23 protein-coding genes and 1 pseudogene are annotated in these 26,771 nt (G+C 66.5%); 8 read left to right on the forward strand and 16 right to left on the reverse strand.

Annotated features, from left to right (window positions below; all coding sequences use genetic code 11):
• Window positions 1-272: pseudogene (locus tag D3A59_RS26180) on the reverse strand (RNA polymerase sigma factor RpoD); the annotation flags it as partial.
• Window positions 273-1,399: 1,127 nt separating this feature from the next.
• On the opposite strand from D3A59_RS26180, the gene D3A59_RS03125 reads away from it, so the two are divergent.
• From D3A59_RS03125 to folC, 8 genes are all read left to right on the forward strand, one after another.
• Window positions 1,400-1,660 carry a CBU_0592 family membrane protein gene (locus D3A59_RS03125; protein ID WP_119153468.1) on the forward strand — a complete coding sequence of 87 codons (261 nt, stop codon included), beginning with the start codon at window positions 1,400-1,402 and terminating at the stop codon, window positions 1,658-1,660.
• A gap of 413 nt (window positions 1,661-2,073) precedes the next feature.
• Window positions 2,074-2,583 (forward strand): prolyl-tRNA synthetase associated domain-containing protein, encoded by a 510-nt coding sequence (locus tag D3A59_RS03130; protein WP_240635919.1) that lies wholly within the window; start codon window positions 2,074-2,076, stop codon window positions 2,581-2,583.
• Between the two features lie 1,344 nt (window positions 2,584-3,927).
• Window positions 3,928-4,782: a formyltetrahydrofolate deformylase gene (purU, locus tag D3A59_RS03135; RefSeq protein WP_205665090.1), complete on the forward strand. Its 855-nt coding sequence runs from the start codon at window positions 3,928-3,930 to the stop codon at window positions 4,780-4,782.
• Window positions 4,783-4,793: 11 nt separating this feature from the next.
• Entirely contained in the window at window positions 4,794-5,234 is a 441-nt protein-coding gene (gene folB / locus D3A59_RS03140) for a dihydroneopterin aldolase (protein WP_170162288.1), read from the forward strand.
• Window positions 5,235-5,359: 125 nt separating this feature from the next.
• Complete coding sequence (locus D3A59_RS03145) at window positions 5,360-6,751, forward strand: L-serine ammonia-lyase (protein ID WP_119153471.1); 1,392 nt, start codon at window positions 5,360-5,362, stop codon at window positions 6,749-6,751.
• A gap of 65 nt (window positions 6,752-6,816) precedes the next feature.
• The gene (locus D3A59_RS03150) at window positions 6,817-7,380 is read left to right on the forward strand and encodes a hypothetical protein (protein ID WP_119153472.1); all 564 of its coding nucleotides are present in this window, start codon (window positions 6,817-6,819) and stop codon (window positions 7,378-7,380) included.
• A 99-nt stretch (window positions 7,381-7,479) separates the two neighbouring features.
• Complete coding sequence (locus D3A59_RS26625) at window positions 7,480-7,602, forward strand: hypothetical protein (protein ID WP_272868040.1); 123 nt, start codon at window positions 7,480-7,482, stop codon at window positions 7,600-7,602.
• Window positions 7,603-7,619: 17 nt separating this feature from the next.
• Window positions 7,620-8,930, forward strand: coding sequence for a bifunctional tetrahydrofolate synthase/dihydrofolate synthase (gene folC / locus D3A59_RS03155; protein ID WP_119153493.1), 1,311 nt, complete (start codon window positions 7,620-7,622; stop codon window positions 8,928-8,930).
• Here folC and D3A59_RS03160 read toward each other — a convergent pair.
• The 15 genes from D3A59_RS03160 to glyA form a co-directional block, all read right to left on the reverse strand.
• Complete coding sequence (locus D3A59_RS03160) at window positions 8,907-9,152, reverse strand: transposase (RefSeq protein WP_119153473.1); 246 nt, start codon at window positions 9,150-9,152, stop codon at window positions 8,907-8,909. The two genes, folC and D3A59_RS03160, sit on opposite strands and share 24 nt — an antisense overlap.
• A 196-nt stretch (window positions 9,153-9,348) precedes the next feature.
• Window positions 9,349-10,365: a GlxA family transcriptional regulator gene (locus D3A59_RS03165; protein ID WP_119153474.1), complete on the reverse strand. Its 1,017-nt coding sequence runs from the start codon at window positions 10,363-10,365 to the stop codon at window positions 9,349-9,351.
• Window positions 10,366-11,116: 751 nt separating this feature from the next.
• A complete protein-coding gene (locus D3A59_RS03170; protein WP_119153475.1) occupies window positions 11,117-11,572 on the reverse strand; it encodes a RidA family protein in 456 nt (151 codons plus the stop codon).
• A gap of 110 nt (window positions 11,573-11,682) precedes the next feature.
• Window positions 11,683-11,955, reverse strand: coding sequence for a type II toxin-antitoxin system ParD family antitoxin (locus D3A59_RS03175; protein WP_336470399.1), 273 nt, complete (start codon window positions 11,953-11,955; stop codon window positions 11,683-11,685).
• Window positions 11,956-12,060: 105 nt separating this feature from the next.
• A complete protein-coding gene (locus D3A59_RS03180; RefSeq protein WP_240635920.1) occupies window positions 12,061-13,650 on the reverse strand; it encodes a BCCT family transporter in 1,590 nt (529 codons plus the stop codon).
• Window positions 13,651-14,146: 496 nt separating this feature from the next.
• A complete protein-coding gene (locus D3A59_RS03185; protein WP_119153477.1) occupies window positions 14,147-15,139 on the reverse strand; it encodes a porin in 993 nt (330 codons plus the stop codon).
• 312 nt (window positions 15,140-15,451) lie between these two features.
• Window positions 15,452-16,567 (reverse strand): FAD-binding oxidoreductase, encoded by a 1,116-nt coding sequence (locus D3A59_RS03190; RefSeq protein WP_119153478.1) that lies wholly within the window; start codon window positions 16,565-16,567, stop codon window positions 15,452-15,454.
• A gap of 12 nt (window positions 16,568-16,579) precedes the next feature.
• Complete coding sequence (locus tag D3A59_RS03195) at window positions 16,580-17,830, reverse strand: aromatic ring-hydroxylating oxygenase subunit alpha (RefSeq protein WP_119153479.1); 1,251 nt, start codon at window positions 17,828-17,830, stop codon at window positions 16,580-16,582.
• Window positions 17,831-17,879: 49 nt separating this feature from the next.
• Entirely contained in the window at window positions 17,880-18,683 is an 804-nt protein-coding gene (locus D3A59_RS03200) for an adenine nucleotide alpha hydrolase family protein (protein ID WP_119153480.1), read from the reverse strand.
• The gene (locus tag D3A59_RS03205) at window positions 18,680-19,816 is read right to left on the reverse strand and encodes an electron transfer flavoprotein subunit alpha/FixB family protein (RefSeq protein ID WP_119153481.1); all 1,137 of its coding nucleotides are present in this window, start codon (window positions 19,814-19,816) and stop codon (window positions 18,680-18,682) included. Before D3A59_RS03205 ends, D3A59_RS03200 begins: the two co-directional genes overlap by 4 nt.
• Entirely contained in the window at window positions 19,813-21,780 is a 1,968-nt protein-coding gene (locus D3A59_RS03210; protein ID WP_119153482.1) for a (Fe-S)-binding protein, read from the reverse strand. The genes D3A59_RS03205 and D3A59_RS03210 overlap by 4 nt, the downstream gene beginning before the upstream one ends.
• A 2-nt stretch (window positions 21,781-21,782) precedes the next feature.
• Entirely contained in the window at window positions 21,783-23,843 is a 2,061-nt protein-coding gene (locus D3A59_RS03215; protein ID WP_119153483.1) for an oxidoreductase, read from the reverse strand.
• A gap of 22 nt (window positions 23,844-23,865) precedes the next feature.
• Window positions 23,866-24,414, reverse strand: coding sequence for a DUF5943 domain-containing protein (locus D3A59_RS03220; protein ID WP_119153484.1), 549 nt, complete (start codon window positions 24,412-24,414; stop codon window positions 23,866-23,868).
• A 44-nt stretch (window positions 24,415-24,458) separates the two neighbouring features.
• Entirely contained in the window at window positions 24,459-25,442 is a 984-nt protein-coding gene (locus D3A59_RS03225; RefSeq protein ID WP_119153485.1) for a dipeptidase, read from the reverse strand.
• 28 nt (window positions 25,443-25,470) lie between these two features.
• Entirely contained in the window at window positions 25,471-26,745 is a 1,275-nt protein-coding gene (gene glyA, locus D3A59_RS03230) for a serine hydroxymethyltransferase (RefSeq protein ID WP_119153486.1), read from the reverse strand.
• Window positions 26,746-26,771: the final 26 nt, after the last annotated feature.

A 26,771-nucleotide genomic window follows, 5' to 3' on the forward strand; every position in this document is an offset into this window, starting at 1 on the left:
GCCTCGACACTGGCTTCCTCGACCTCGGGCTCGATGTCGCCCTCGAGGTCGGCCTCGATGTCGGAGAAATCCTCGTCCGCCTCAGCCTTGGGCGCTTCGACCTTCTTGGCCGTGGTCTCTGCCTTGGGCTTGCGGTCGCCCTTGGCCTGGGCGGGTTCCCCACCGGCCTGCGCCTTGGCCGTCTTCGCGGCGGCCTTCTTGGCGGGCTTCTTCTTTCCCAGGATCTCATCAGCTTGCGCCAACAGGGCTGCGCGGGTGCTCATCGCGGTCATGCGGTTCCTCAAAAAATCTATGGCTCGATGCGCGCTACCCCTGGTCGGGGCGGCTCACGTCGAGCCCGCACGTATGTGCTGCACATCGCCAAGCGGAGATAGTGAAAGCGACTTGAAAACGAAAAAGCCGCCCGTTGCGATCTCCCCTTGGAGACGCCAGATGCAAGATCCGGCTGACGTGGCGGCCATCAAAGCGATGGATTTTACCATGATTGCGCGCGCGGGGTGCGGCCCGCTTCCGTGACCGGCTTCGTGATGGCCGCGCGGCCGGGAGGCGGCGCGGCGATCTGCATGCCCCGGTGGCGAGCCGCTTGGCCGCCTGGCCACCGGCAAACCTGCCCTTGCGGACGAGACTGGCGTTGTGTTGCGGCGCGGCGGCCTCAGCCATCGACGATCCTTCCCGCGTGGTGGATGCGGGCGGGCAGTCACCAGGCAATTGTCGCGCACCGGCAGCGCGAGGCCGGCCCTCTGCAGCGGGGCGGCCGATTCTCGCTCTCCCGCAGGGCTGGGACAGGGCGCCCCGATTGGCCTCGGGTGCGCAGGGCAGCGGGCAGAAGGGCTCGATCCGCCGCTGCAGGCCTTGAGCCACGCCTGCACTTCCTGCGCCTCGCGCACCTGCATGCTTGCACAAGGCAGGAAGACCGTCGCGGGCTTGCGCGGTCGTCAGCGGAGAACTCCCTGGGCACCGCGGAAGATGCCGGTGCGTGCGCCCCATCCACTCGAAGGCCTCCATCTCGCGCGAAACGATGTCAGCCCCGTGGCTGCGCATGCGCTCGAGCGCGAGTTCCTTGTCCCTCGGGCGGCGCGAGCCCCCGGCCTCGTCCACGACGAGGACTTCGGGGCCTTCGGCCGGCAGGCCCATGACATGCCGACGGTTTCAAGAACCTTCCCTTGGCTGTGAGGCACCTGCAGGAACACCAACAGGAGCTTGCGCCAGTGCGCCGACTTGTCAGTGAACAGCCAAGAAGCACCTGATGCGCTCGCCGACGAGATGAACCACGAGCCTCGCGCCGCCCTCGACCGGCATTTCCCGGCGCAGGTCTTTGCTGAGATACTCGCCCCCGTCGCTCTACCGCAACTTTTCATAGAAGCCGGCGCTTCTTGCTCTTCGGATTTCACAACCACCCATGATCGCCATCAATCTGACCACCCTGATCGGTCTGGTAGGTGTTGCCGCTTATATTGCGGCGCATTTCATCGTGCAAGTCCTGCACAAGTCACCGCGCGACAAGGTGGCAGTGGCCCTGAATATCCTTGGACCGATCTGCGTCCTGATTTCTCTGGCAGATGCCTTCAACATCGCCTCGTTCCTGACTCAGTGCTTCTGGCTCGGCCTCACGGTCGTCGGCTGGTGGCGCGAAAAGAAGGCGGTGAAAAATGGATCATAGAAATCCCAGGGCCCCGTCTGGGATCATCCGGCGCAGCGGCAGGGGGCACATACCCATCCTTCCAACCCAGGCACGGCACAGTCGCGCCCATAACTCCTGACAAGCACAACCCATCGTCGGCCTCATCCAACTCCGGCATTCGCGACACGGCAACACGAGGGAGCTCTTGTCGATATCCGTCAACTGCCCGTCGGATTTCTTCAAGCAATGCTCGACCTCCCCAAGAGAATAGGCCCTCCCCCAGACTTCCTCCCGAAACCTCCCGGCGACGAGGAGGGCATGCAGAAGCGGGCAGGAGTTCTCTCAATGCGATAAAGCGTACGTTGCGATCTCCGGCAAGAAGCACGGCATGGGTGGTCGCGCCAGGAAGCCGGGGCCTCTTGTCTGTTCGATTCTTCAAGGAAAACTCACCGGTGGAACTGAAAACAGAAATCTGCGCGGCGGAAGAATTGGTACGCCTCCTGGAAGACCGAGGGCTGGCGTACGAAATGGTGGAACATGTGCCCGTGTTCACCATCGAGGATGCCCTGAAGGCCACGCCCAGCCTCGACGGAATCAAGACCAAGAACGTATTCTTGCGGGACGCCAAGGGCGCACGCCATTTCCTTGTCATCGTGCCGCATGACAAGCGACTGGATCTGGCCGCGCTGGCCGGCGCCCTGTCCACCACGAAATTGAGCATGGGCTCGCCGGACCGGCTGCAGCGCCACTTGGGAGTGACGCCCGGGGCGGTCAGCGTGTTCGCCCTGATCAACGACGCCGCCCGTGCCGTCGAGTTGGTGATCGATGCCCAGGTGTGGGCGGCCGAGAAGGTCCAGGCCCATCCCCTTCGGAACACGGCCACCGTCTCGCTGCCCCGGCAGGCACTGGAAACCTTCCTGTCCATGACAGGCCATGCCCCGGTCGTGATTCCCGTCCCCTGATTTCCAGGCGCCTCCCCGACCTCCGCCCGACGTCTGCAGATCGGCCTGCCCGCTCGGGCCAGGGCTGTTCACTGCCCCCCGGGTGCCGACACACCGAAGGACGCCCTCAAGGCCGAGGGTGTTGCGGCAGAGAGCCCGGGAGATGTTTCAGTGCCCGGACGCGCACCTCGCCGCGCTCGATGCGGTTGCGCTGGTCGATACCGTCGCTGCAGGCGCAGCCAGCGGGCGGTCGCTACTGGGCCTGGACGCGCACGCTGCGCAGCCCAGTCCTCCGATCGCTCCAGGCTGCCACGCGGCGTCTTGCCGTCGATGGCCGCGAGGGGTCGAGTGGCGGCACCTGCAGTCTGCTGCACCCGCTCGCCGGCCAAGTGGCGCATCGCGCCCTCCATCTGCAAGGCGCCGATCCCCTGCAGGATCTTGCGCAATGCCGTGTAGGCCGAGGCCCGCTTCCAAGGGCTGCCGAATACCACGTTGAGCCGCGGCCAGGGCAGGTCGATGAGCAAGGCGCAGCCCCGCCCCATCGATCAAACGCGGGCGCCATACCGATAGAAGCGAACAGCCCTGCCCCCTCTCAGGGATGCCGTGGAGCATTTCCATATCGAATCCCGCCGACTTGCCCTTGGCATTCAAAGATGAATGAATTCGTGAGCCTTGTCGCCGGCGGAGACGATTATTAAGTGCCCTTCCAATTTTCCGGAAAATTTTCTACTTTTTCTTGAGCGCGCAGACGGGGCTCCCATAGCAGCAAGGTCATGAGTTGACGCCCCAGGAAACGCGCCACGTCCAGCTTTCCAAGTCATGAGAAGAAGGAAGCAACGCGACACCCGCAGAGACAGCGGCCGAACATGCAGGCTCGCCAGCGAGAAGCAAGGCTGAGCGAGAAGGCGAATCCTTTCGCCGCCCCCGACTTCCGGGACATCAATTGACCAAGGCGCCCTGAAATCCTACCCGATCCACCATGATCGGGCGCGGAGGCGTGGAACAAACCGCGATCGTAGAGAAAACGTGCCGGCAATATCGAGCACGGCAGGAGAAAGGATCGATCCCCGGTTGATTTCGCACCCTGCCGCGTTTGTACAGGCCACCGCCCGGCATCATGCGGGTGAGGCGGCTCCCGGCGCTCCTGAGGAGTGCCCTGCGCTCGGCAAGTTCGCCCTGGCCCCGACGATCCAAGTCGCCCATGAAACGTCCCAGGCAGGTCTGTCTCGAACATTGCCGTTTTTGATCAAGTCGAAGTCGGATCCAGACAAATTTCTTGGACCCGGCGTGGGACAGTAGCACCAGCAAACATGGCCGACAACATTCGATCGATAGCTTCTGCATCGGAATTCCAAGGAGCGCAAATTGACGTCTTCTCCACAGCTCTGGCTGAACCTGACCTGCGACAGCCGCCGCGGACAGGTCGCAGCGGTGACTCGCGTACTGGAGGATCACGAGGCCTATATCAAGGAATTCTCGGTCTACGACGATCCGGACGAGGCGAGGTTCTTCCTGCGCGCGGTATTCCACTCGGCTGCGAGCCCCGAAGCGATCCAGGCCGCCCTCGGCGGCGACATGGGGATTTTCCCGTCCGCCCGTATCCAGGCCGGGCGATTTTCCGAGCCCGCGCGCGTCCTCATCATGGTTTCCAGGCAGGACCACTGCCTGCGGGAGCTCATCTCGGCCTGGCGGCGCGAGGAACTGAACATGGACATCGTCGCCGTCGTCTCGAACCACGAGGACGCCCGCGCGATCGTGGAGGTCGAAGGCATTCCGTTCCACCACCTTCCCATCACCGCGGACACCAAGCCTCAGCAGGAGGCACAGGTGATGCGCCTGATCGAAACGACGGGTGCCGAGTTCATCGTGCTGGCCCGCTACATGCAGGTGCTCAGCGCAGACCTCTGCCAACGCCTCAAGGGAAGGGTCATCAACATCCATCATTCCTTCCTGCCCGGCTTCAAGGGCGCGAGGCCCTATCACCAGGCCCATGAGCGCGGCGTGAAGCTGATCGGGGCGACGGCCCACTTCGCGACCACGGACCTGGACGAAGGTCCGATCATCGAGCAGGCGCTGGAGCGGGTGGATCACGCCGACAGCCCCGAGCAGCTCCGCAATGCCGGCCGCCACATCGAGTGCCTCGTGCTCTCGCGCGCGCTGCGCTTCGTGCTGGAGCGTCGCGTCTTCACCAACGGACTGAGAACGGTGGTCCTCCGATGAGTGTCGCGGACATGCTGCCGGCTTTCAGATTCCAGCCTCCGGCCACGCCCGCGGACAAGGGCACGCGCTCCAGCCAAGTCCTGGGCCTGCAAAGGCCGGCGAAGCCGGATCTGCTGCTGATCCGCAAGCTCGCGCTCCCGGCCCGGATCGGGGTCTACGACTGGGAGCAGGAAGCGCCTCAACCCATTGTGCTGGACCTGTGTTTCGAGCCGCCCGCGAGCCCGGCATCGGTGACGGACCGGCTCGAGGACACGGTCGACTACGCGCAGGTCGTGGCCCGCTTGCGGGAGATCGCCCTCGCGGAGCCGAAGCAGCTCGTCGAGGCCATGGCGCACCGGATGGCGGAAGTACTGATGGAGGAGTTCGATGCTCGCTGGGTGAGCCTCGAACTGGTCAAGACGGCTCCGATCCCGGGATCGGAGGTCGGGATCCGCATAGAGCGGCAGCGATAGACATCAATCCCGGCTCCGTCGCTGACCGGAGCCGATCGTTTCCGGATCTGCATTTCGCCGGCTCGACCGGCGCCGGCCCTGCCGTGCCCGAAAGGACCCGGGCCGGGGCTTTCATTGGGGGAATCATGGCGGTAAGTGTTTTTGACATCTTCAAGATCGGCATCGGGCCGTCGAGCTCGCACACTGTCGGGCCGATGCGCGCCGCGAACCTCTTCACGGAACGGCTGCTCCAGAAGGGCCTGCTCGTCCAGTGCGCGCGAGTGCAAGTATCGCTGTACGGCTCGCTGGGCGCGACGGGCAAGGGCCATGGCACCGACAAGGCCGTCCTGCTGGGACTGGCGGGCCATGACCCGGAAACCGTGGACGTGGATGCCGTGCCCACCATCCTCGGCGGGATTCGCGAGCGTCGGCGCCTGAAATTGCGCGACCAGCACGAAGTCGCTTTCGACGAGAAAGCCGACCTGGTGTTCTACCGCCACGAGAGCCTGCCTTTCCATGCGAACGGAATGCGCTGCATGGCCTTCAACGAGTCCGGAGAGCTCCTCGACACGCACTGCTACTACTCGGTCGGCGGGGGCTTCGTGGTCAGCGAGCAGACCGCCGAGGACGGCAGCCGGACCAAGGTGCTGGCGGCCGATTCCACGGCGCTGCCCTATCCCTTCCGCAGCGCCGACGAGCTTCTCAAGGTGAGCCGGCGGGAGGGGGCGTCGATCGCGGAGATCATGCGCCGCAACGAGCGGGTCTGGCGCAGCGACGAGGAGATCGACCGCGGCCTGCTGCGCATCTGGCACGTCATGCAGGACTGCGTGCGCCACGGCTGCGCCACCGAGGGCACCCTGCCCGGCGGCTTCAAGGTGAAACGCCGGGCGGCCGAGCTGCACCGCCAGCTGACCCGGCACCCCGAGGCAGCGCTTCGCGATCCGCTGCAGACCATGGACTGGATCAACCTCTACGCCTTGGCGGTGAACGAGGAGAACGCCGCGGGCGGGCGTGTCGTCACCGCTCCCACGAACGGCGCGGCGGGGATCGTTCCGGCGGTGCTGCACTACTACAGCCGCTTCATTCCCGGCGCCAGCGACCGGGGCGTGATCGACTTCCTGCTGACCGCCGCGGCCATCGCGATCCTCTACAAGGAGAACGCCAGCATCAGCGGCGCCGAGGTGGGTTGCCAGGGCGAGGTGGGTGTGGCGTGCTCCATGGCGGCCGGCGCCTTGTGCGCGGTCACCGGCGGCACACCGGAGCAGGTCGAGAACGCTGCCGAGATCGGCATGGAGCATCACCTGGGCCTGACCTGCGACCCCGTGGGGGGCCTGGTGCAGATCCCGTGCATCGAGCGCAACGCGATCGCCTCGGTGAAGGCCATCAACGCAGCCCGCATGGCGATGCGGGGCGACGGCACCCACCACGTCAGCCTCGACAAGGTGATCAAGACGATGCGCGAGACGGGGGCGGACATGATGACGAAGTACAAGGAAACGGCGCGGGGAGGCCTGGCGGTCAATATCGTCGAGTGCTGAAGTCGCAGGAGCGTCCCTCCCCTGCCCTCCGCGCTGCGGAGGGACGGCAGCGCATCGGAAACCCCATGGACATCGACAAGATGCAATCGATCGATCTGCTGGAGAGGCTCAGGATCGCGACGGCGGACATTCCTCCGCATTCGGCTTGCGAGCCCCGCCGACTGACGGATGAATCGATCGAGCCCGCCCACCGTGCGCAGGACCGGCGGCAGGCCACCCGCGATGCCGCGATGCGCTGGTGCGACCGGGAAACGGCATGGCGCCCGGACACCGGGGCCGCCATGTTGAACCAGGGTCTGCGCCTCCTCATGCAGCAGGGTTGGGGGACGTTCAGGCTGGAGCAACTGGATCTCGCGGCGGGGCGTGCCTGCATCCATTGGCGCCCCTTGCGGGGCACCGCAGTCGACCGCCAGAAGGACGCCTGCGTGGTCAGGGCCACCATCGAAGGCTGGATGGCCGGGCTGATGGATTGGACCCTGCGGCGCAGGGGCGGCGATTTCGAGACCGCCTGCCATTGCAAGAGAGGACTCGCCGACCGCAACCGGCTAAGGATTCTTCTGCTGAAACCCAGACCCCTCCCGCTGGCCCAAGCGCCCGGCCTGCCGCCCGGGGAGACGCCGCTGCAGTAGCGCCCGCCGACATGCCTCGGCATCCACAGGGCCGGGACGCTCGCCGTGCGGCCCGGTCAGCGTATCGATGCCGGTGCGACCTTGCGCGCGCTGGAGGGGATGAAGCTGGAGACCCACATGACGGCCGAGCCCGATGCCGAGGCGGCGCTCGTCGCGCCCGGCGAGCAAGTGCAGGCCAAGGAACTGCTGGTCGTGCTGCGCGCGCCAACCTCGGAACAATGAACTCCACTCCAACCATGATGCCCGATTCCCCGAATTCGCTTTCCGCCTGGCTGAAGCACTGCGAAAGCTCCCATCCGAAGGAGATCGACCTGACGCTCGACCGGGTGCGGGACGTGAAGGAAAGGCTTCGCATCGCTTTCCACGCCCCGGTCATCGTCGTCGCCGGCACGAACGGCAAGGGCTCGACCTGCGCCATGCTGGAAAGCATCGCCCTGAAGGCGGGATTGCGCGTCGGCCTCTACAGCAAGCCGCATCTGCGCAGATTCGAGGAGCGTTGCCGCGTCAACGGAGCCATGGTCGACGGCGAAAGCCTGGTCCCCTGCTTCGAGGCCGTCGAACGCGCGCGGGAGGGAACGAGCCTCACCTACTTCGAGTTCACGACGCTGGCCATCGCGAAATACCTCTCACAAGCGCCGCTCGACCTGGTGATCCTGGAAGTCGGCCTCGGAGGGCGCCTGGACGCCGTCAACGCGATCGATGCCGATTGCACGATCATCACCAGCATCGACATCGACCACACCGAATACCTGGGCCCGACCCGGGAGTCGATCGGCCGGGAAAAGGCAGGCGTCATGCGCCCGGGACGGGTGGCCGTGGTCAGCGATCCCCGGCCGCCGGAGTCGGTGGTCGATCACGCGCAGCACATCGGAGCGCATTTGCGCTTGCCGGGACGGCACTTCAGCTGGATCGCGGACGGCCCGCGATGGAGCTGGCAAGGGAAAGACAGCACGTTTTCCGGCCTTCCCTGCCCCAGGCTGAAGGGGCGCGGCCAATTGCAGAATGCCGCCGGCGTGCTCGCCGCGCTCGAGGCCCTGAAAGAGATTCTCCCGATCACCGAAGACGCCGTGGCGGCCGGCCTGGCCGATGTCACCTTGCCGGGAAGATTCCAGGTGCTTCCAGGCGCGCCGGCCATCGTGCTCGACGTCGCCCACAACCCCCAGTCCGTCAAGGAACTGGCTCACAACCTCAGGGAAATGGGAAGCTTCACTTCGACCCAGGCTGTATTCGGCTGCATGCACGACAAGGACATCCGCGCCTTGCTCGAATCCATTTCGCCCCTGATCGATCATTGGCACTTCACGGACCTCCCGGTGGCACGGGCTGCGACGAGCCGTCAACTGGCTTCGATGCTTATGGAGGCACTTCCGCAGGAGAGCAAGCCGTCGGTTTTCTCTTGCTGGGAGAATCCCCGACAGGCAGTGGAGGCCGCCGTGCAAGCGGCACGGCCAGACTCCAGAATCGTTGTTTTCGGGTCGTTCCACACGGTGGGTGGAGCCCTGGATTCCGAATCGATCACTCGGAGATCAGGGAGCACCCATGACCGATAGGGAACCTGAAAATCGGCCGCACCGCATCAAGGCCTGCTCGTTTGGCAGGTGGTAGAGCGTCTGCAGGAACAGCACCTTGACCATCACCAGCGGCGGATAAGGGGGCTGCCCGCCCCTGCCGAGATCGGGCCTGGGGCAGGCCGCATTCACCGCAGTCGCCCGCTCGAAGCTCGCCAGCCCACTCATGGGCTCCAGGCTGCCGGTGTGCTGCGGCAGCTTCATGTCCTGGTGGTGCTGCGGGACATGTCGCCCTGCGGCATCAGCTCCTGGGGAGCCTTGGCCGCCCTGCTATTCGGCCCCTCATCATGCCGCAGGCGTGGTTTCGACAAGTCTCAGCCCAACTCCCGCGACATGTCCTCGGAACCCTCGCGATAGCTAGGATCCGCATGCACCTGCGAATGCCCCAGGCAAACCTACCTCAGCTGGCGTACGGAACCTCACGCTCCCGACGCAACAGCTTGCGGTCCATGGTCGTGCGAGTGATCAAGCGGCGACGCTCCTCGCTGGGCGGATGCGAGAACAGGCTCCTGTAGGCGCGGCAGAAGTGGGAGGCCGACTGGAAGCCGCAGGCAATCGTGATCTGCATGATCGGCAAGCTCGTCTGGGTCAGGAGCTCATGGGCCCTTCGCAGGCGCAAATTCATGTAGTACTGCGCCGGGTTCATGTCGTGATACCGATGGAACAGCCGCTCGAGCTGACGCAAGGAGATATCGATCGCATCGGCGATCTCCTGTACCGACAAAGGCTCCTCGATATTGGCCGACATGATCTCTGTCGCCTCGAGGAGGTGCTCGTAGCCAGGCCCGATGCATTCGGGCTGGGGCATGCGCTGGCGATCGGTGGACGCCCTCTGGCGCTCCACGATGAACTGCTCCGAGATCTTCATTGCCAAGCGAGCGCCGTGATGGGTGCGAACCAGGTGGAGCGCCATGTCGAGCGGGGCTGTCCCGCCGGAACTGGTGTAGCGGTCGCGGTCGACGTGGAACACTGCCTGCACGAACTGCACCCGCGGAAACTCCTCCCGCATCGTGGCCAGATACTCCCAATGAACGGCACATTGATAACCGTCGAGCAGCCCTGCGCTTGCCAAAGCATAGGAGCCGGTACACACCCCTCCAAGGGGGACACGACGGGCGGCCAGATGAATGAGAGTGGCGCGCACATGTTCGTCCGTCGCATACCGGGCATTGATGCCGGCGCAGACCAGCACGAGGTCGCACGCCTCCAGGTCGGCGAGCTTTCCCGTTGCCTGGACAATCAGGCCGTTGCTTGCCTGGATTCCCGATTCACGAACCGGAACCACCTTCCACGCGTAAAGGGGAAGATGGCTCAACTGGTTCGCCATGCGGAAGACCTCGAGCGCATTCGAGAAAGCGATCATCGAGAATTCGTTCAGCAGCAGGAAACCTATCCGGATCGGGCCTTTCACCTGCATTCGCCCTTGCGGGCACTCCTGCCCGCTGGAGGAATTCGAGGAATCCTCCGTCTTCTTCGAACCATTCTGATTAAAGCACGCCATCGTCCGCCCCTACCCACCCGGATTTTATAAACGAATAGAAATTTGAAATGAAGGCGCCATCTCAACTGCGCCAAGAATCACGGCAAGCAATATCTGCGCCAGATTTTTTCATTTGCCGCGGAACGCAAGCCGTCCACGAGGGCATGGAAGCAGGCTTCTCTGCCGGAAAGAAGCCTTCGAAACTGAACTTCTCGAGCAATCCGCCCATTTCTGGTGCATCCCGGCCCGACGCCGCTCCCGGAATTCGAAAAAATCCTCGGGATGGTGCAAACGTACATAAGGTTACATTTAGCCCGTCCTTCAAGCAGCATTTCGAGCGAGCCACGACGAGGGACACGCTCTCCCCCGACCGCATCGATTCATTCACTCGGGCGCCTTCAGGAACTCCATATTCACATGTTGCAACTCCGATGAAACGCAGGCAATTAGCGTTTACCATGCCTTGGATCAATCGAGTTCCTTCGAGGCGTGATCTTCGATCCGCAGCGAATCCAGCGCCCTGGCGGAAGAGGTTCCGCTGCATCAACGACACCTTCAGCGAGCCTCTTATGGAATGAGGGGCTGCGGCGCGGTTCCCGGGAAAGGAGGGCTTGCCGGGGCGGCAGGCGCAATCCGGGTGGGGGAATGGACGGCGGGCCGGAACCCGGCTCGGCCCGAACTCGGAGGGTTAATCGACCTCGGCGATCAGCTCGATTTCGATGCAGGCGCCTAGCGGAATCTGCGCGACGCCGAAGGCGCTGCGCGCATGCATGCCGCGCGTGCCGAAGACCTGGGCGAACAGCTCTGACGCACCGTTTGTCACCAGGTGTTGCTCGGTGAAGGAGCGCGTGCTGTTGACGAGGCTCATCAACTTGACAATGCGCCGCACGCGGTTCAGATCACCGGTGGCAGCGTGCAGCGTGCCGAGCAGGTCGATCGCGACGGCACGCGCGGCGGCCTGGCCCTCGGCCACGTCCATCATCAGGCCGAGTTGGCCAACCCAGGGCTTGCCGTCCTTCTTCGCGATGTGACCCGACAGAAAGACCAGGTTGTCGCTGTGCACGAAGGGCAGGTAGGCCGCGGCCGGCGTCGCCACGGGCGGCAGTTCGATGTTCAGTTCCTTGAGCCGGTCGTAGACGGACATTCGGAGTTCTCCGGAAAAGTGGTGGCTTGGGGAAAGAGAAGAGCGGCCGGCGGATCCGGCCCCCTGGCGGGAGCCCGACAGGCACGCAGGGGAAAGGGAGAACTGGCGGCTCAAGCGCCGTCCCTGCCCTCACCCGGACGGCCGGCGGAAGCCGCCTTGCGGAATCGTTCACGCAGCGCTTCGAAGTAGGCGACGTCCGGTGGGAGGGAACGTGCGGGCGCAGCCGGAGAGAGCAGCAGTTCGTGCATTTGCTGCCGCCGCTTCTTGGATTCCTGGTCATTTCGGATCAACTCGCACAGGTATTCGCTGGAACTGCCGTAGCCGCCCTGGTCGACCTGCTGGTTGACGAAGGTTTCGAGACTGTCGGGCAGCGAGATGTTCATCGTGCTCATGGCTCGGAAATGGAGGTTCGACGGGACCTCAACCGGAGAAGGGTCGCGGAGCCCTCGGAGCGCCACGACCCGTCTACTCGGAAGCTCTGTGCCGACTCAGCGTGCGGCAGCCCTCCGCTCTTCGAGAAGGGCCTTGGTCAGTCCCAGCATCAGAATGAACATCAGCACCATGAACGGCAGGCCGAGCGAGATCGCACCTGCTTGCGCCGCCTTCAAGGCGCCGTCACCGCCCACGACGAACAGGGTCAGACAGACCAGGGTGATGAGCACGGCCCAGATGATGCGCTGCAAGGCCGGCGTGTCTTCCTTGCCCCCCGAGGCCAGCGTGTCCACCACCAGGCAGCCGGAGTTCACGGAGGTCACCATGAAGACCGCGAGCAGCAGCACGGCGAGCACCGAGGTCAGCTTCGCCATCGGCAGGGCTTCGAGAAACTGGAACAGCGTCAAGGTCACGTCCTTGATTCCGCCCGCGAGCGCGCCGTTGCCGGCGACCACCTGGGCGATCGCATTCCCGCCGAAAGCCGTCATCCAGAGCAGCGTCACCAGGGTCGGTGCGACCATGACCGTGACGACGATCTGGCGGATGGTGCGCCCGCGCGAGATGCGGGCGATGAACATGCCGACGAAAGGCGCCCAGCTGGCCCACCAGGCCCAGTAGAACACCGTCCAGCCGTGGAACCACTCCTTGTCGGTACGGCCGATCCAGTTGGCCAGCGGAAGGAAATGGCTGGCATAGTCCACCGTCGTGGTGCCCAGGCCCGCGACGAAGCTGACGAAGCCTGCAGCCACGACGACGAAGGCCAGCAGCGCGAACGCCAGCACCATGTTGATATTGCTCAGCAGCTTGATGCCTGCATTCATGCCGGCGCCAAGCGAATAGGCGGCGAGCAACATCACGAACAGGATGAAGCCGACCTGCATGCCGAATGAATTCGGCGTGCCGAAGACATGGTGCATGCCCGCGGTGGCCTGCAGCGCGCCCAGGCCCAGAGAGGTCGCCAGGCCGAAGGCCGTCAATGCCACGGTGAAGACATCGACCACATGTCCGATCCAGCCGGCATAGGCCTTGCCGATCAGCGGTTGCAGTCCGGACCGCATGGAATTAGGCAGATTCCTGTTGTAGGCGAAGAAGCCGATCACCAGCGCAACGATGCAATAGATCGCCCAAGGGTGGAGCCCCCAGTGGAACATCGTGGCTCCCATCGCCGCACGCGCGGCTTCAGGCGTCATCTTCGTCATGCCCAGCGGGGTCTTGTACCAATCGGTGAAGTAGGCGACCGGCTCCGCCACCCCCCAGAACAGCACCCCGACCCCCATCCCGGCCGCGAACAGCATCGAGAAATAGGAAACCATCCCGTACTCGGGACGCGCTTTCGCGCCGCCGATACGGATGCCGCCCAAGGGGGTGACCACCAGCAGGAAGCAGAACAGCACGAAGAGGTTGCCTGCAACGATGTAGAACCAGTCGTAATTCTCGATGGTCCAGTTCTTCGTCTTGTTCAGCGCAGCGCCTGCCCCCGCCGGATCGCTCATCGAATAAACGGTGAAGGCAAGAATGAGCAACAGGGACAGCGGGAAGACCCAGCGGTGAACATCCAACCCGAAAACACGGACGTTGTCGTTCCTCGGCTCACTGATGGTCGGGGGATGAGCGCCCGCCAGCCCTTCTATGGATCTGGTATTCAAGGTATCTCCTTCCACATTTTGTGCACAAGCCTTTAACCGGCATGCTGGCAGTCGGCTCATCTGCAAGCACGGAGCTGCCTACCGAGCCCTCGACCCCGAACTCGAAAAGAGCGCCGCCCTGGAGATGAGCCGCCCACCAAGGAGTTCCGGGATGTGTCGACTCGAAGGGGTCGCCCACCATCCTGAAAACGTCGGTCCTGCTGACGGCCATGCGGCTATTGGAGGCCAGATGCGAAATCCGGACCCGCAGCAATGCGACATGATCTTGATCAGAGCCGACACAAGTTCCAACGCCACCAAGGGTTAACACCTAGATCAAGCCACTTGCACAGCCCACCCGGATGGACTAATCGAGCTGCAGCGCGCCTGCCTCCACGCTGAACGCAGGACCGCATACGGAGACCGCGGGTGCAAGGGCAGGAACACGGCGTTCTTCTCCAGTCCCCGGCGGCATGCCGTGACGGGACCGGACTGTCGCTTGGCAGCGGCTTTTCCTTCAGAAGCTGTGACTGAGGCCCGCTCCATAGGCGCTGGACGAATTGCCAGCCTTCGGCCTGTTCTGGCCCGCGCTCACATAGAGCGTCGTGCGTTTGGAGAGATGGCGGTCGGCACCCAGGCCGACGAATGCGGTTTTCAGGCCATCCGCATCCAGGTGCCCGACCCCGACCTTCAGTGCCGTCGCGCCAAGGCCATAGACCGCGCCGAGCGTCGCGACCTTCGCCTCCGAATCCACCGCCGCCTTGAAGACACTCACGTCATAGGCCCCCATCAACTGAAGACCGCCCACGGTATATTTGCCCCCGAAGAACTTGACCGTGTCACCGCTGCTGTTCATCGAGCGGGCCGCCATCAGGGAAATCGCGGCGGAGTCGTAGTTCAAGGAGGCTCCGAAGTTGCGATCCGTTCCCGCCCCCGGCGCCGGAGCGGAATCCTTGAAGGCGCCGCTCAGATGCAAGGTCACGCCGCGCAAGGAGGGGGAATCGTAGAAAACACCCCTGGACAGTCGGCCATATTCAGCGCTTCCCCTGTTGCCCGTGCGATCCGTCGCATAGTTGTAGTGCCACAGGTTCCAGGCAGGCGAGGCAATGCGGTTGAAGTTGTACCAAGGGTCGTAGGCCCAGTCATTCGCATATACGACGTCGAGTGCGCGCCCCAGGCGCAGATGGCCCAGACCGCCCTTGAGACCGATGGTCGACTCGCCGTGCCAGAACGGCTTCCGCCCTGCCCCTTCCTCGGTACCCGTATCGAGATCGAGGCGATGGCTGAGTTTCCAGGTGGCAGAGAGGCCCCCTCCGAGATCCTCGCCTCCGCTGAACGCGATGTTGCTGCGCTGGATCGTTCCGAGCATCTTGTTTCCATCGAAACCACGGTAGACGCCGACATCCAGAAATCCGGAAACATTCACATCCTGTTGGGCATTCGCACCGAATGAAATGGTGGCCAGCACGGCAAAACAGGACAGGACCTGGAGAACACGGGGATTTGTCATGAACACGCTCCTGGGCAACCAACCCCTCGAGGCTGGATAAAAAATTATTCTTGCCCACCCATATTAGGAAACGCTCCCCATTACCCCTTTCAAAATACGACAGAAAATTGACAGGACACGACAGGCATCAATTCCTCGGCAAGACCATGCAATAAATAAAAATGGTTTTATTTCCGCACAGCATTGCCCGGACTTCCCCGGCAAGGAGTGGAATCAGGCCCTGCCCCGGCACTGGATCTTGAAGACGGGGGGCGCATGGAGCCCGCCGGGCGCATCCGAACATGCGCGGCGCGGGCTCCACACGCATCCGGGCTAGCGTTCCAGCACCACGTCGCTGAGCGGAATGCTGCAACAGGGCAGGATCCAGCCCTGGTCGATTTCCCGTTGGCGAATGCCGCCCTTGTGCGACATGCTCACCTCCCCGGAGAGCTTCCTGGTCTTGCACGTGCCGCACAGCCCCGTGCTGCAGGAAGCCGGGAGGCGCACGCCTGCCGCCACGGCAGCGGCCAGCAGCGACTGATCACTGCGGCATTCGTACTGGTCGCCCAGGCGGCTCAGGCTGACCCGGTAGGTGGAACCGGCCTCAGTGCTGCCGGCCGGCGCGTCACCGACCGGCACTGCAGGGCTGGGAGCCAGGCTCTCGAAGTTGAAGCTTTCCTCGCGATAGCGGCTGGGGGGGTGTCCCGCCGCAACCAGCATGCCGCGCACCGCGGCCATGAAGGGCGCCGGACCGCAGGTGTAGACCTCGCGTTCGGCCAGGTTGGGAACGATGCGCTGGAGCAGGGCAGCGTCCAGCCGGCCGGTGTAGCCGGTCCACTGCCGCTGCTCGTCCGGGTGCTCGCAGACCAGGGCCACGCGCAGGTGCGGGTGCTGGCGCGCCAGCAGGAGCAGCTCGTCGGCGAAGATCAGGTCCGCCGGGCTGCGCGCCGCGTGCACGAACACGATGTCCGTCTCGCTGGCCAGGTCGACCAGGGCGCGCGTCATCGACATGACGGGGGTGATGCCGCTGCCCCCCGAGATGAAGAGGTAGCTCTGCGGCCCCTTGCCGCCCAGCTTCCAGGGCTGGGCGGCATCGCCCTCGGCGAAGCAGCTGAACTCGCCGGCCGGCCCGTTGGCGCTGACGCGCATGCCGGGTCGCAGGTTGTCGTGCAGCCAGTTGGACACCCGCCCGTTCGGTACCCGCTTGACCGTGATGGACAGGCGGTCCGGCCGCGTCGGGCTCGACGAGAGCGTGTAGCAGCGGTGCAGCACCTCGCCCCCGGGTCCGATCGGCAGGCTCAGCGTGACGAACTGCCCGGGCAGGTAGGCGAAGCGCCGCGGTGCCGGCGCGTCGAACACGAAGGTCTTCACATCATGGGTCTCGGGGCGGACCCGGACGCACACCAGGGTGTCGTCCGTCTCCGCAGACCAAAGGGGCGCGGTATTCATGGCTGTCTCTCGTCAGACCGGGTTCAGGGCGCGCATGCGGCCCACGTACCAGTTGCAGAACTTCTCCACCAACTCCTCGGTGTAGGGCGAATAGGGGCCGGGCTCGTAGGCCCCGCTGGCCACGCCCACCTGCGACTCCTCCACCAGCCGGCGGTCCTGGTCGTTGGTGGCGTTCCAGACCTTGGTCAGGTTCGCGACGTCGTAGTCCACGCCCTCGACCGCGTCCTTGTGCACGCACCAGGTGGTGCGCACCAGGGTCTCGCCGGGAGCGATGGGCAGCACCGAGAAGCTCACCACGTGGTCGCTCATGAAGTGATGCCAGGAGTTGGGCTGGGTCCAGAACGAGAGGCCCCCCACGGCCGGGTCGGTGATGCGGCCCAGCAGCTTCTTGCTGGCCACCTCGGCGTTCATCGTCTGCGACTGCCCGGCGCGGTCCAGCGGCAGGCGCTGGGTGCGGAAGCCCGTGACGCGGCTGTCGAGCACCTCGATCTCGGCCGACGGCAGGCCCATGGCTTCCCAGCGGGCGTGGCTCTTGGCCAGGATGTCGCGGAAGCGGGCCATCCCCTCGGCATTGGCGGGGCTCGGCTGGTAGCCGAAGCCGTATTCGTACAGGGACAGGGTCAGCTCCGGATGGTTGCCGACGCAGTGGTAGCACTCGCGGTTGTTCTCCATCACGAGCTTCCAGTTGCCCTTCTCGACGATCTCGACCTGGGCCGCCACCTTGCAGTCCTTCAGCCGGTGCGGCGCCAGGTAGGGCGTCATCTGCTGCGCCATGTCCTCGAAGTCGGCTGGCGGGGTCTCGGCCAGGCAGATGAAGATCAGGCCCTCGAGGCTGCGCACGTGCACCTTCTTGAGGCCGTGGTCCTCCTTCTTGAAGCCCTCGCCCATGTGCTCGACGTGGATCAGCGAGCCCTTGAGATCGTAGGTCCACTGGTGGTAGGGGCAGACGATGTTGCCGACCATGCCCTTGTGCGAGGCGCACAGGCGCGAGCCGCGGTGGCGGCAGACGTTGTGGAAGGCCTGCAACTGATCGTCGTCGTCCCGCGTGATCAGGATGGATTGCTTGCCGACGTCGACGGTGATGAAGTCCCCCGGCTCGGGAATCTGGGGTTCGACGGCCACGAAGATCCAGTGCTGGCCGAAGATGTGCTTGAGGTCCGACTGGAAGACCGCATCGCTGAGATAGAAAGCCGCATCGAGGCTGTAGCCCGGGCGACGACGCTGGAGCAGGTCGGCAAGCTGGGAGACTTTGAGATCGGACATGGCAGTGGCCTTTCTTTGGAGGCGAGTGGGGTCGGGGAAGGTAGGCCCCTCAGGGCAGGAGTGCGTGGTCTTGGAGATACTGGAACAGGGCCTGGGCCTTCTCGCGGGCGCTGCCGGAGCTCAGCACCTGGGCCTTGCCCTGTGCGGAGTCCCCGCCGATGGCGCCCAGCATGCGGCCATGGCCGCTGAGCGCCCGCGGCGCGTCCAGCACGGCCAGTCGCCGGGCGGTGGGAACCCGTTGCCAGGCGAGCCCGGAAGCCGGGACGCGCTCCGACGCCACGGGGCCGGCGCCCTCCGAGGTCAACCGGCTCACGACCTGGCCCTGCAGCTGGTTCGCGAAGGCGTGTCGCGGCGTGACGGCGGCCGAAGGATGGATGGCCAGCACGGCCGGGCGGCTCAGCCGCCACTGCCGGCGCGCGCCCTTGGGCAGCGTCTGCGTCAGCTGCCAATCGGCCCCCTCGGCCTGCACCGCCACCACGTCCCGCAGCACCGGGCATCCGAGGCGCCGGGCCAGGGCATAGGGCAGGCAGCCGGAACCCAGCGCTCCCTCGCTGCGCAGGCCCGTCAGGAACAGGTCGCGCCGGGACTGGTCGCGCTCCTCGATGGCCCGGCCCAGGGCCTGGACGACGTCCTCCCCTGCGCGCAAGGCGAGCACCTCGATCCTGCGCGCCCCGAGGGCGAGGTAGTCGCGGGCGACGGCGGCGTCCAGTTCCCCGGCGCTGATCAGCCGCACGGAGACCGGGTCGACGAGCTGAAGCGCGAGAGACACGGCAGCCGCGTCGCCGGGGACGCGCACGAGCCGGCCGCTGACGGGATGGGCACGCTGGCCCACAAGCACGGTGATGGTGGTCATGAACGGGCCCTCTTGTGCAGGGTGACGATGTCGAGCAGTTCGCGCATGACGGCAGCGCCGTCGTCGACGGCCACCAGGCTGGCGCGGCGGGCGATGGGCGCCGCAGGATCGGTGTTGATGGCGATCACGTGGCGGCAGTCCTTGATGCCCTGCAGGTGCTGGACCGCGCCCGAGATGCCCACGGCAAGGTAGGTGGTGGCGCGGACCGTCTTCCCGGTCGCGCCGATCTGCTTGGAGCGCGGGAAGCGGCCATCGTCCACCGCGACGCGCGAGGCGCCGGTCGCTGCACCGAGGGCGTCGGCCAGACGCTGGAACAGGTCGAGGTCCGTCACGCCGTTGCCCGCGGCCAGGATGAAGTCGGCCTCCTCCAGGGCGACCGTGCGGGCATCCCCGCTCTTGACGCCCAGGTCGACGAGTCCCAGCTCGCGGACATGGCTCCATGCCGGGGACGGGCCGTGCCGCTCGGCGCTCCACTCCTGGCCCAGCCCCACGAAGGGAAGATCGCTGCGCACGGCATCGGGGGCCAGCAGCACCACTTCGGCGCTGTCGCACAGGGCGTCCTCCTGCGCCGTCGCGCGCACGCGGAACCGGGGCTGCGCGCCGCCCTTGACCTCCACGACCCCGGCCGCCAGGCGCAGGCCCCGGGCCACCGCGAAGCGGCGGCCCAGGTCGGCATCGGCATCTCGGTCCGGCAGCCAGGTGCACAGCGGCTGCAGCTGCTGGTGCAGCTCCGCCAGCCAGGCGGCTGCGGCGCTCGGGCAGTGCTCGTCACGAAGGCCCTGCGGAACCACCAGCATGCGATCGGCACCGAGATCGGCAGCGTCGTCGTTGCAGGGGCCGAGCACGGCCAGCACCACCTCGGTGTCCGAGCTCGCGAGAATGGCCGCCGCCGCCAGCGCCTGGCGGGCATGGCCGTCCAGCGTGCCGCGGTCGGCATGTGCCACGACCAGCATGCAGCGGGCGAAGGGGCCGGGGCTGCGCACCGGGCGCACGGCCGGTCCATGACTCGTGGCCAGGGCCAGTCTCTCGCCTTCCGTGCTGCCCAGCACGATGCGGCGCAGGCCGGCCGCGGTGAGGATGGCGGGGCGGCGCGGATCGACGCGCGGCGGGCGAATGATCAGACCTTGGTTCATGCGACCTCCACGGCGCGGGCCACGAGTTCGGCGATGTCGAGCACCTCAGGACGCGGGCCGACCACGCCTTCGAGCATGGCCGTGCACTGCGGGCAGGCCACGGCCACCACGGCAGCCCCCGTGGCGCGCGCGTCCTCCATGCGGATGTCGGGGATGCGGGTCTTGCCCGGGATGTCGGTCCACGGCGCGCCGCCGCCGCCGCCGCAGCAGCGTGCGGCCTCGCCATGGCGCTCCATCTCCACCACCTGGATGCCGATGCCCTTGAGCGCGTTGCGCGGCGCCTTCACCTCGCGGCTGTAGCGGCCCAGGTAGCAGGGGTCGTGGTAGGTGACCGAGGGCAGGCGCTGGCCGGGCGCCGCCTTCAGGCGCCCCTCCTCCAGCAGCCGGGCCAGCAGCTGGCTGTGGTGCCACACGTCGAACTGCGCGCCCAGGGCAGGGTACTCGTTCTTCACGGTGTGCAGCACGTGCGGATCGGCCGTGACGATGTGCTTGAAGCGGCGCGTCTGCAGCGTCCCGATCAGCTGGCGGGCCAGGCGCTGGAAGCCGGCCTCGTCGCCCAGGCGGCGCGCCAGGTCGCCGCAATCGGTCTCGGCCGCACCGAGCAGGGCCACCTTCAGTCCGGCGTGCTTCAGGGTCTTGACCAGGGCCCGCAGCGTGCGCTGGTAGCGCATGTCGAAGCCGCCCTCGCCCACCAGCAGCAGCCAGTCGGTGCCCTCGCCCTCCGCGAGCATGGGCACCCCCAGGTCCACGGCCCAGTTGGCGCGGGCCGACAGCGGGTGGCCGCCGACGGTGTCGGTCTCGCGCAGGTTGGTCAGGGCCTCGGCGCCCTTGTTGGGCACGACACCGTCGTTCAGGGTCAGGCCGCGGCGGATGTCGACCACCGCGTCGACGTGCTCGATCAGCATCGGGCAGGCCTGCACGCAGGCCCGGCAGGTGGTGCAGGACCACAGGGTCTCGGCCCCCACCAGGCCGGGCACGATCGCCTCGTCCGGGGCGCCCCGGTGCTCGCCGACCGGGCGGCCCGGATAGGGCGTGCCGGCGTAGGCGGCATCGCTGCCCCCGGCCATGCCGACGACCATGTCCTGGATCAGCTTCTTCGGGTTCAGGGGCTGGCCCGCGGCCTTGGCCGGGCAGGCGGCCTCGCACTTGCCGCACTGCACGCAGGCGTCGAAGGACAGCAGGCGGTTCCAGGCGAAGTCGGCCGGCTTGCGCACGCCCAGCGGCACCTCGGCCTTGATGGGGATGACGCGGGCGCTCGGCGCCGCGCCCCCGGTCCTCACGACCTCCGGCAGCGCGGGCAGCTGCAGCCGCTTGAGCGCCGTGGCCGGATTCGGCCCCGCCGTGTCCGTCGCGAAACGCTCGGGCCGCGGATGCAGGCCCAGGTGGATCAGGCCGGCCACCGCATGCTTCATCGGCCCGCCGAGACCGATGCCGAGAGCCAGCTCGGCCGCGCCCAGCGCGAAGGCGGCGGCCACCGCTGCGGCTAGCCAGGGCGCCAGCGTCCCCGGCGCCTCGGCCCCGAGCAGGCCGACCGACACGACCGCCAGCGCGAACAGCATCAGGCTGTAGGGCAGGCGCTGCCAGGGCCCCCTGGACAGGCGCGCCGGCGCCTGGCGGCGGCGGTAGGCCATGGCGGCCGCCCCGCCCAGCATGAGCAGGCCGGCCAGCAGCAGCGCGCCGTCGAGCCAGCGGCTGTACAGCCCCAGGCCGTAGTTGACGCCCACCAGGGCCAGCGCGGCGACGCCGCCGCCGGCGGTCGCCACGTGGGCGCGGGCGACGAAGGGCTCGCGGGCCACCACGTCGTGCAGGTCGACGAAATAGCGCTTGGGCACGGCCAGCAGCCCGGTCCACCTCACCTGGGCCGCACGGCCGCGACGCCACAAGGACGCCCGACGTGCCACCCCCAGGGCCAGGGCCAGCACGGCTGCCCAGAACAGGGCGCTAACCAGCAGATGCAGTGCCATGGTCAGAAGTCCTTGCACAGGCGCAGCGCGTCGTAGATCGCTGCGTGGATGTTGTGCATCGAGATGCAGTCGCCGACGCGGTAGAGCAGGAACTCGCCCGATCCGATCGGCTGGCTCAGCGCGGGCTGCGGCTTGGAGTCGTAGAGCGCGTCGATGTCGGTCTGCCCCTTGTTGAGCGAGCGGGGCTTGAGCTCCCAGTACAGCGCGTCGTTGGGCCGGATGCCGTTCTCGATCACCACCTGGTCGACCGCGCGCTCCTCCAGCGCCTCGGTGTACTCGTTGCGCAGCACCGCGATCAGCTTGTCGCCCTCGCGGTAGACCTTGTCGAGCCAGAAGTTGGGCGTGAGGATCACACCCTGGGCGTACATCTGGCGGTAGAAGATCGGGAAGGTGGTGCCGCCCACGTCGTCGGACACCTTCACGTCGGGCGTGACGACCTCGACCAGCTTGCCGCGCTCGGCGATGTAGTGCGCCGCACCCGCGCCGGCGTGCGTGCTGATCGCGTCGTAGACCAGCACGTTGTCCTTCGGCGCCACGGCGCCCGAGAGGATGTCCCAGCCGCTGACCGCCAGGCCCTCGTCCACGCCCCAGTCCCGGACCTGGTCGGTGTGCGGCACGCCGCCGGTGGCCAGCACCACGATGTCCGGGCGCTCGTCCATGATCATGCTGGCGTCGGCCTCGACGCCCAGGCGCCGGTCGATGCCCAGGCGCTGCGTCTCGAGGTCGAACCAGCGGATGATGCCGGCCATCTGCTCGCGCTTCGGGGCCTTGGCCGCCAGGTTGACCTGTCCGCCGACGACCGACTGCTTCTCGAAGAGCACCACGTCGTGGCCGCGCTCGCGGGCCACGCGGGCCGCCTCCAGGCCGCCGGGGCCGGCGCCGACCACCACCACCTTGCGGCGCGGGCCGTTGCTCGGCGTGACGATGTGCGGCATGGTCTGCTCGCGGCTGGTCGCGGCGTTCTGCACGCACAGCACGTCCAGGCCGTTGTACTGGCGGTCGATGCAGTAGTTGGCGCCGACGCACTGCTTGATCTGGTCCTCGCGGCCGTCGCGGATCTTGATCACCATGTGTGGGTCGGCGATCTGGGCGCGCGTCATGCCCACCATGTCGACCATGCCGCTCGAGAGGATGCGCTCGGCCTGCGAGGCGTCGCGGATGCTCTGGGCGTGCATCACCGGCACCTTGGACACCGACTTGATGCCCGCGGCGAGGTGCACGAAGGGCTCGGGCGGCAGGGCCATCGGCGGCATGCAGTTGGCCAGGGTGTTGTGGGTATCCGCACCGGAGCCCACCACGCTGAGGAAGTCGATCAGGCCGGTCTCGCTCATCGCCTGGGCGATCTCCTTGGCGTGCTCGTGCGAGATGCCGTCCTCGTGGAATTCGTCGCCGCACATGCGCAGGCCCACGCAGAAGTCACGGCCCACCGCCTCGCGCACGGCGGTCAGCACCTCGATGCCGAAGCGCAGGCGGTTCTCCAGGCGGCCGCCGTACTCGTCGGTTCGGTGGTTGACGCGCGGGCTCCAGAACTGGTCGATGAGCTGCTGGTGCGCGGCCGAGATCTCGATGCCGTCCATGCCGGCGTCCTTCACGCGGCGCGCGGCGCGGGCGTAGTCGCGCACGATGCGGCGGATCTCCTCGATCTCGATGGTCTTGGCGTTGCCGCGGTGCACCGGCTCGCGGATGCCCGAGGGGGTCACCAGGTGCGGCCAGTCGAAGCCATGCCAGGCATTGCGCCGCCCCATGTGGGTGGCCTGGATCATGATCTTGGCGCCGTGCTTGTGCATGGTGGCGGCCAGGCGCGACAGCGGCTCGGTCACGGCATCGGTCGAGAGGTTGACCGAGCTCCACCAGGCCCAGGGGCTGTCCTTCGAGACGGGGCTGGAGCCGCCGCAGATCGCGAGACCCACGCCCCCCTTGGCCTTCTCCTCGTAGTAGCGGATGTAGCGCTCGCCGGGCACGCCGTTTTCCGCATAGACCTCGGCGTGGGCAGTGCTGACGATGCGGTTGCGGATCGTCAGTTGGTTGAGCTTGATGGGCTCGAACAGGTGTGGGTATCGCATGATGGGGCGACGAGGATTCGGGTCAGGCCTGGGCCGCGCTCAGGGGCGCGACCGTGAAGACGCAATGCGAGTGGCCTTCGCCGGCGCACAGGGTCTCGCTGCTTTCGGTTCGATAGTCGGCGCCGGTGTCCTGCGCGACCCAGTCCATCGCGCCGGAGAACCAGCCGGCGAACAGGTAGCAGAGCTTGTCCTTCCTGACCGGCACGCCGGCGATGCCCTGCGCCAGCACGAACACCGAGTGGTCGAGGCGGATCTGGGCGTGGCCCGTGGCCGCGTCCGCCTCGATGAAGGAGAACTGGCCCCAGCCGCGCTCCGACAGGCGCTTGAGGTAGTGCCGGTACACGTCCATGCCCTTGAGGCCGTGGGTCTTGCTTTCCTGGCTGCACCAGAAGTAGGCCGAGCGGTGGCCGGCCTTGTAGAGGCTCTGCGCGTAGGCATCGCGTCCGATGGCGGCCTCGGCCTCCACGTGGTTGTTCACGAAGAAATGACGCGGCACGTAGATCATCGGCAGACCGTCGGTGGTCCAGATGCCGGTTTCGGGATGCACGTCGATGGGCAATTGGGGCTGCATGGTGGGGATCGTTCTAAGAGGTTGGACCAGGAATTCCTGTGGGCTCACTCGCCCCACACTTCGCGGAACACGCGCATCCAGTTGCGGCCCAGCACCTTGGTGATGCGGGTCTCGCTCCAGCCGGCCTGCTCCATCGCGGAGGTCAGGTTCGGGAACTCGCCGATGGTGCGGATGCCTTCGGGGTTGACGACCTTGCCGAAGTTGGTCAGGCGGCGCCAGCGGCCCTTGTCGTGCGTGAGCGACTCGAAGAACTCGTGGCCGTAGCCCTGGGTGAAGTCGGTGCCGACGCCCACGCAGTCCTCGCCGGCGAGGTTGATGACGTAGTCGATCGCCTCGACGTAGTCGTGCACGGTCGACTCGGTGCCCCGCTTGAGGAAGGGCGAGAACATGGTCACGCCGATGAAGCCGCCGTGGTCGGCGATGAACTTCAGCTCCTCGTCGCTCTTGTTGCGCGGGTGGTCCTTCAGGCCCGAGGGCAGGCAGTGCGTGTAGGCCACCGGCTTCTTCGAGGCCAGGATGGCCTCCTCCGAGGTCTTGCTGCCCACGTGCGACAGGTCGACCATGACGCCCACCCGGTTCATCTCGGCGATGACCTCGCGGCCGTAGCCCGAGAGCCCGCCGTCGCGCTCGTAGCAGCCCGTGCCCACCAGGTTCTGGGTGTTGTAGCAGAGCTGGACCACGCGCACGCCCATGTCGTGGAACGCCTCGATGTAGCCCAGGTTGTCCTCGAAGGCGTGGGCGTTCTGGAAGCCCAGGATGATGCCGGTCTTGCCTTCCCGCTTGGCCTGCTCGATGTCGGCCGTGTTGCGGGCGAGCATGACCAGGTCGCTGTTGTCGCGGATCAACCGCTTCAGGTTGGCGATGTTGTCCACGGTCTTGGCGAAGTCGTCCCAGACCGAGACCGTGCAGTTCGCGGCGCTCAGGCCGCCCTTCTTCATGTCCTCGAAGACCGAGCGGTCGAGCTTCGCGATGATCAGGCCGTCGATCACCAGCGATTGCTGGTGCAGGGTGGGGGTGGTGATGTTCATGGTGTCTCCTTCCGTTCTTCGAAGCGGCTCAGCCGTAGATGGGGAAACGCGAGCTCAGGGACTGGACCTGCTCGCGCACCAGGGCCTCCACCTGCGCGTTGCCGGCCGGGTCCTTGCGCAGGGCCTGCATCACGTCGAGGATCAGGCGGCCCACCTCGCGGCAGTCCTCCTCGCCGAAGCCGCGCGTCGTGATCGCCGCGGTGCCGACGCGGATGCCCGAGGTCACCGTGGGCTTCTCGTCGTCGAAGGGGATGCCGTTCTTGTTGCAGGTGATGCCGGCACGCTCCAGCGCCACCTCGGTCTGGTTGCCCTTGAGGCCCAGCGGGCGCAGGTCGACGAGCAGCAGGTGGTTGTCGGTGCCGCCGGTCACCAGGTCCAGGCCGCCTTCCTTGAGCACCTGGCCCAGCGCCTGGGCGTTGGCCACGACCTGCCGTGCGTAGGCCTTGAACGCGGGCTGCAGCGCCTCGCCGAAGGCCACGGCCTTGGCCGCGATCACGTGCATCAGCGGGCCGCCCTGTGCGCCGGGGAACACGGCCGAGTTGATCTTCTTGGCGATCTCCTCGTCGTTGGTGAGGATCACGCCGCCGCGCGGGCCGCGCAGCGTCTTGTGCGTGGTGCTGGTCGTCACGTGGGCGTGGGGGACCGGGCTGGGGTAGACGCCGGCGGCCACGAGGCCGGCGACGTGGGCCATGTCCACCATCAGCAGCGCGCCCACCTCGTCGGCGATGGCGCGGAAGCGCGCCCAGTCGATCACGCGCGGGTAGGCCGAGAAGCCCGCGATGATCAGCTTGGGACGATGCTCCCGGGCCAGGCGCTCGACCTCCTCGTAGTCGACGCGGAAGTCCTCGCGTCGCACGCCGTACTGCACCGCCTTGAACCACTTGCCCGACAGCGCCGGCTTGGCGCCGTGCGTCAGGTGGCCGCCGGCCGACAGCGCCATGCCCAGTACCGTGTCGCCCGGCTGCACCAGCGCCAGCATCACGGCCGTGTTGGCCTGCGCGCCGGAATGCGGCTGCACGTTGGCGAAGCGCGCACCGTAGAGCTGGCACAGGCGCTCGATGGCCAGGCTCTCGACCGCGTCCGCATGCTCGCAGCCGCCGTAGTAGCGCTTGCCCGGATAGCCCTCGGCGTACTTGTTGGTGAAGACGCTGCCCTGGGCCTCGAGCACGGCCTTCGAGACGATGTTCTCGGAGGCGATCAGCTCGATCTGGTCGCGTTGTCGGTGCATCTCGTTGCGCAGGGCGCGAGCGACGGCGGAGTCGGCCTGGCCCAGGGAGTCGGAGAAGAAGGCGGTAGTGTTCATGAGGATGGAATCAGTGGGTGGGACGC

The sequence above is a fragment of the Caldimonas tepidiphila genome (assembly GCF_003569765.1).
GTDB classification, from domain to species: Bacteria; Pseudomonadota; Gammaproteobacteria; order Burkholderiales; family Burkholderiaceae_C; genus Caldimonas; species Caldimonas tepidiphila.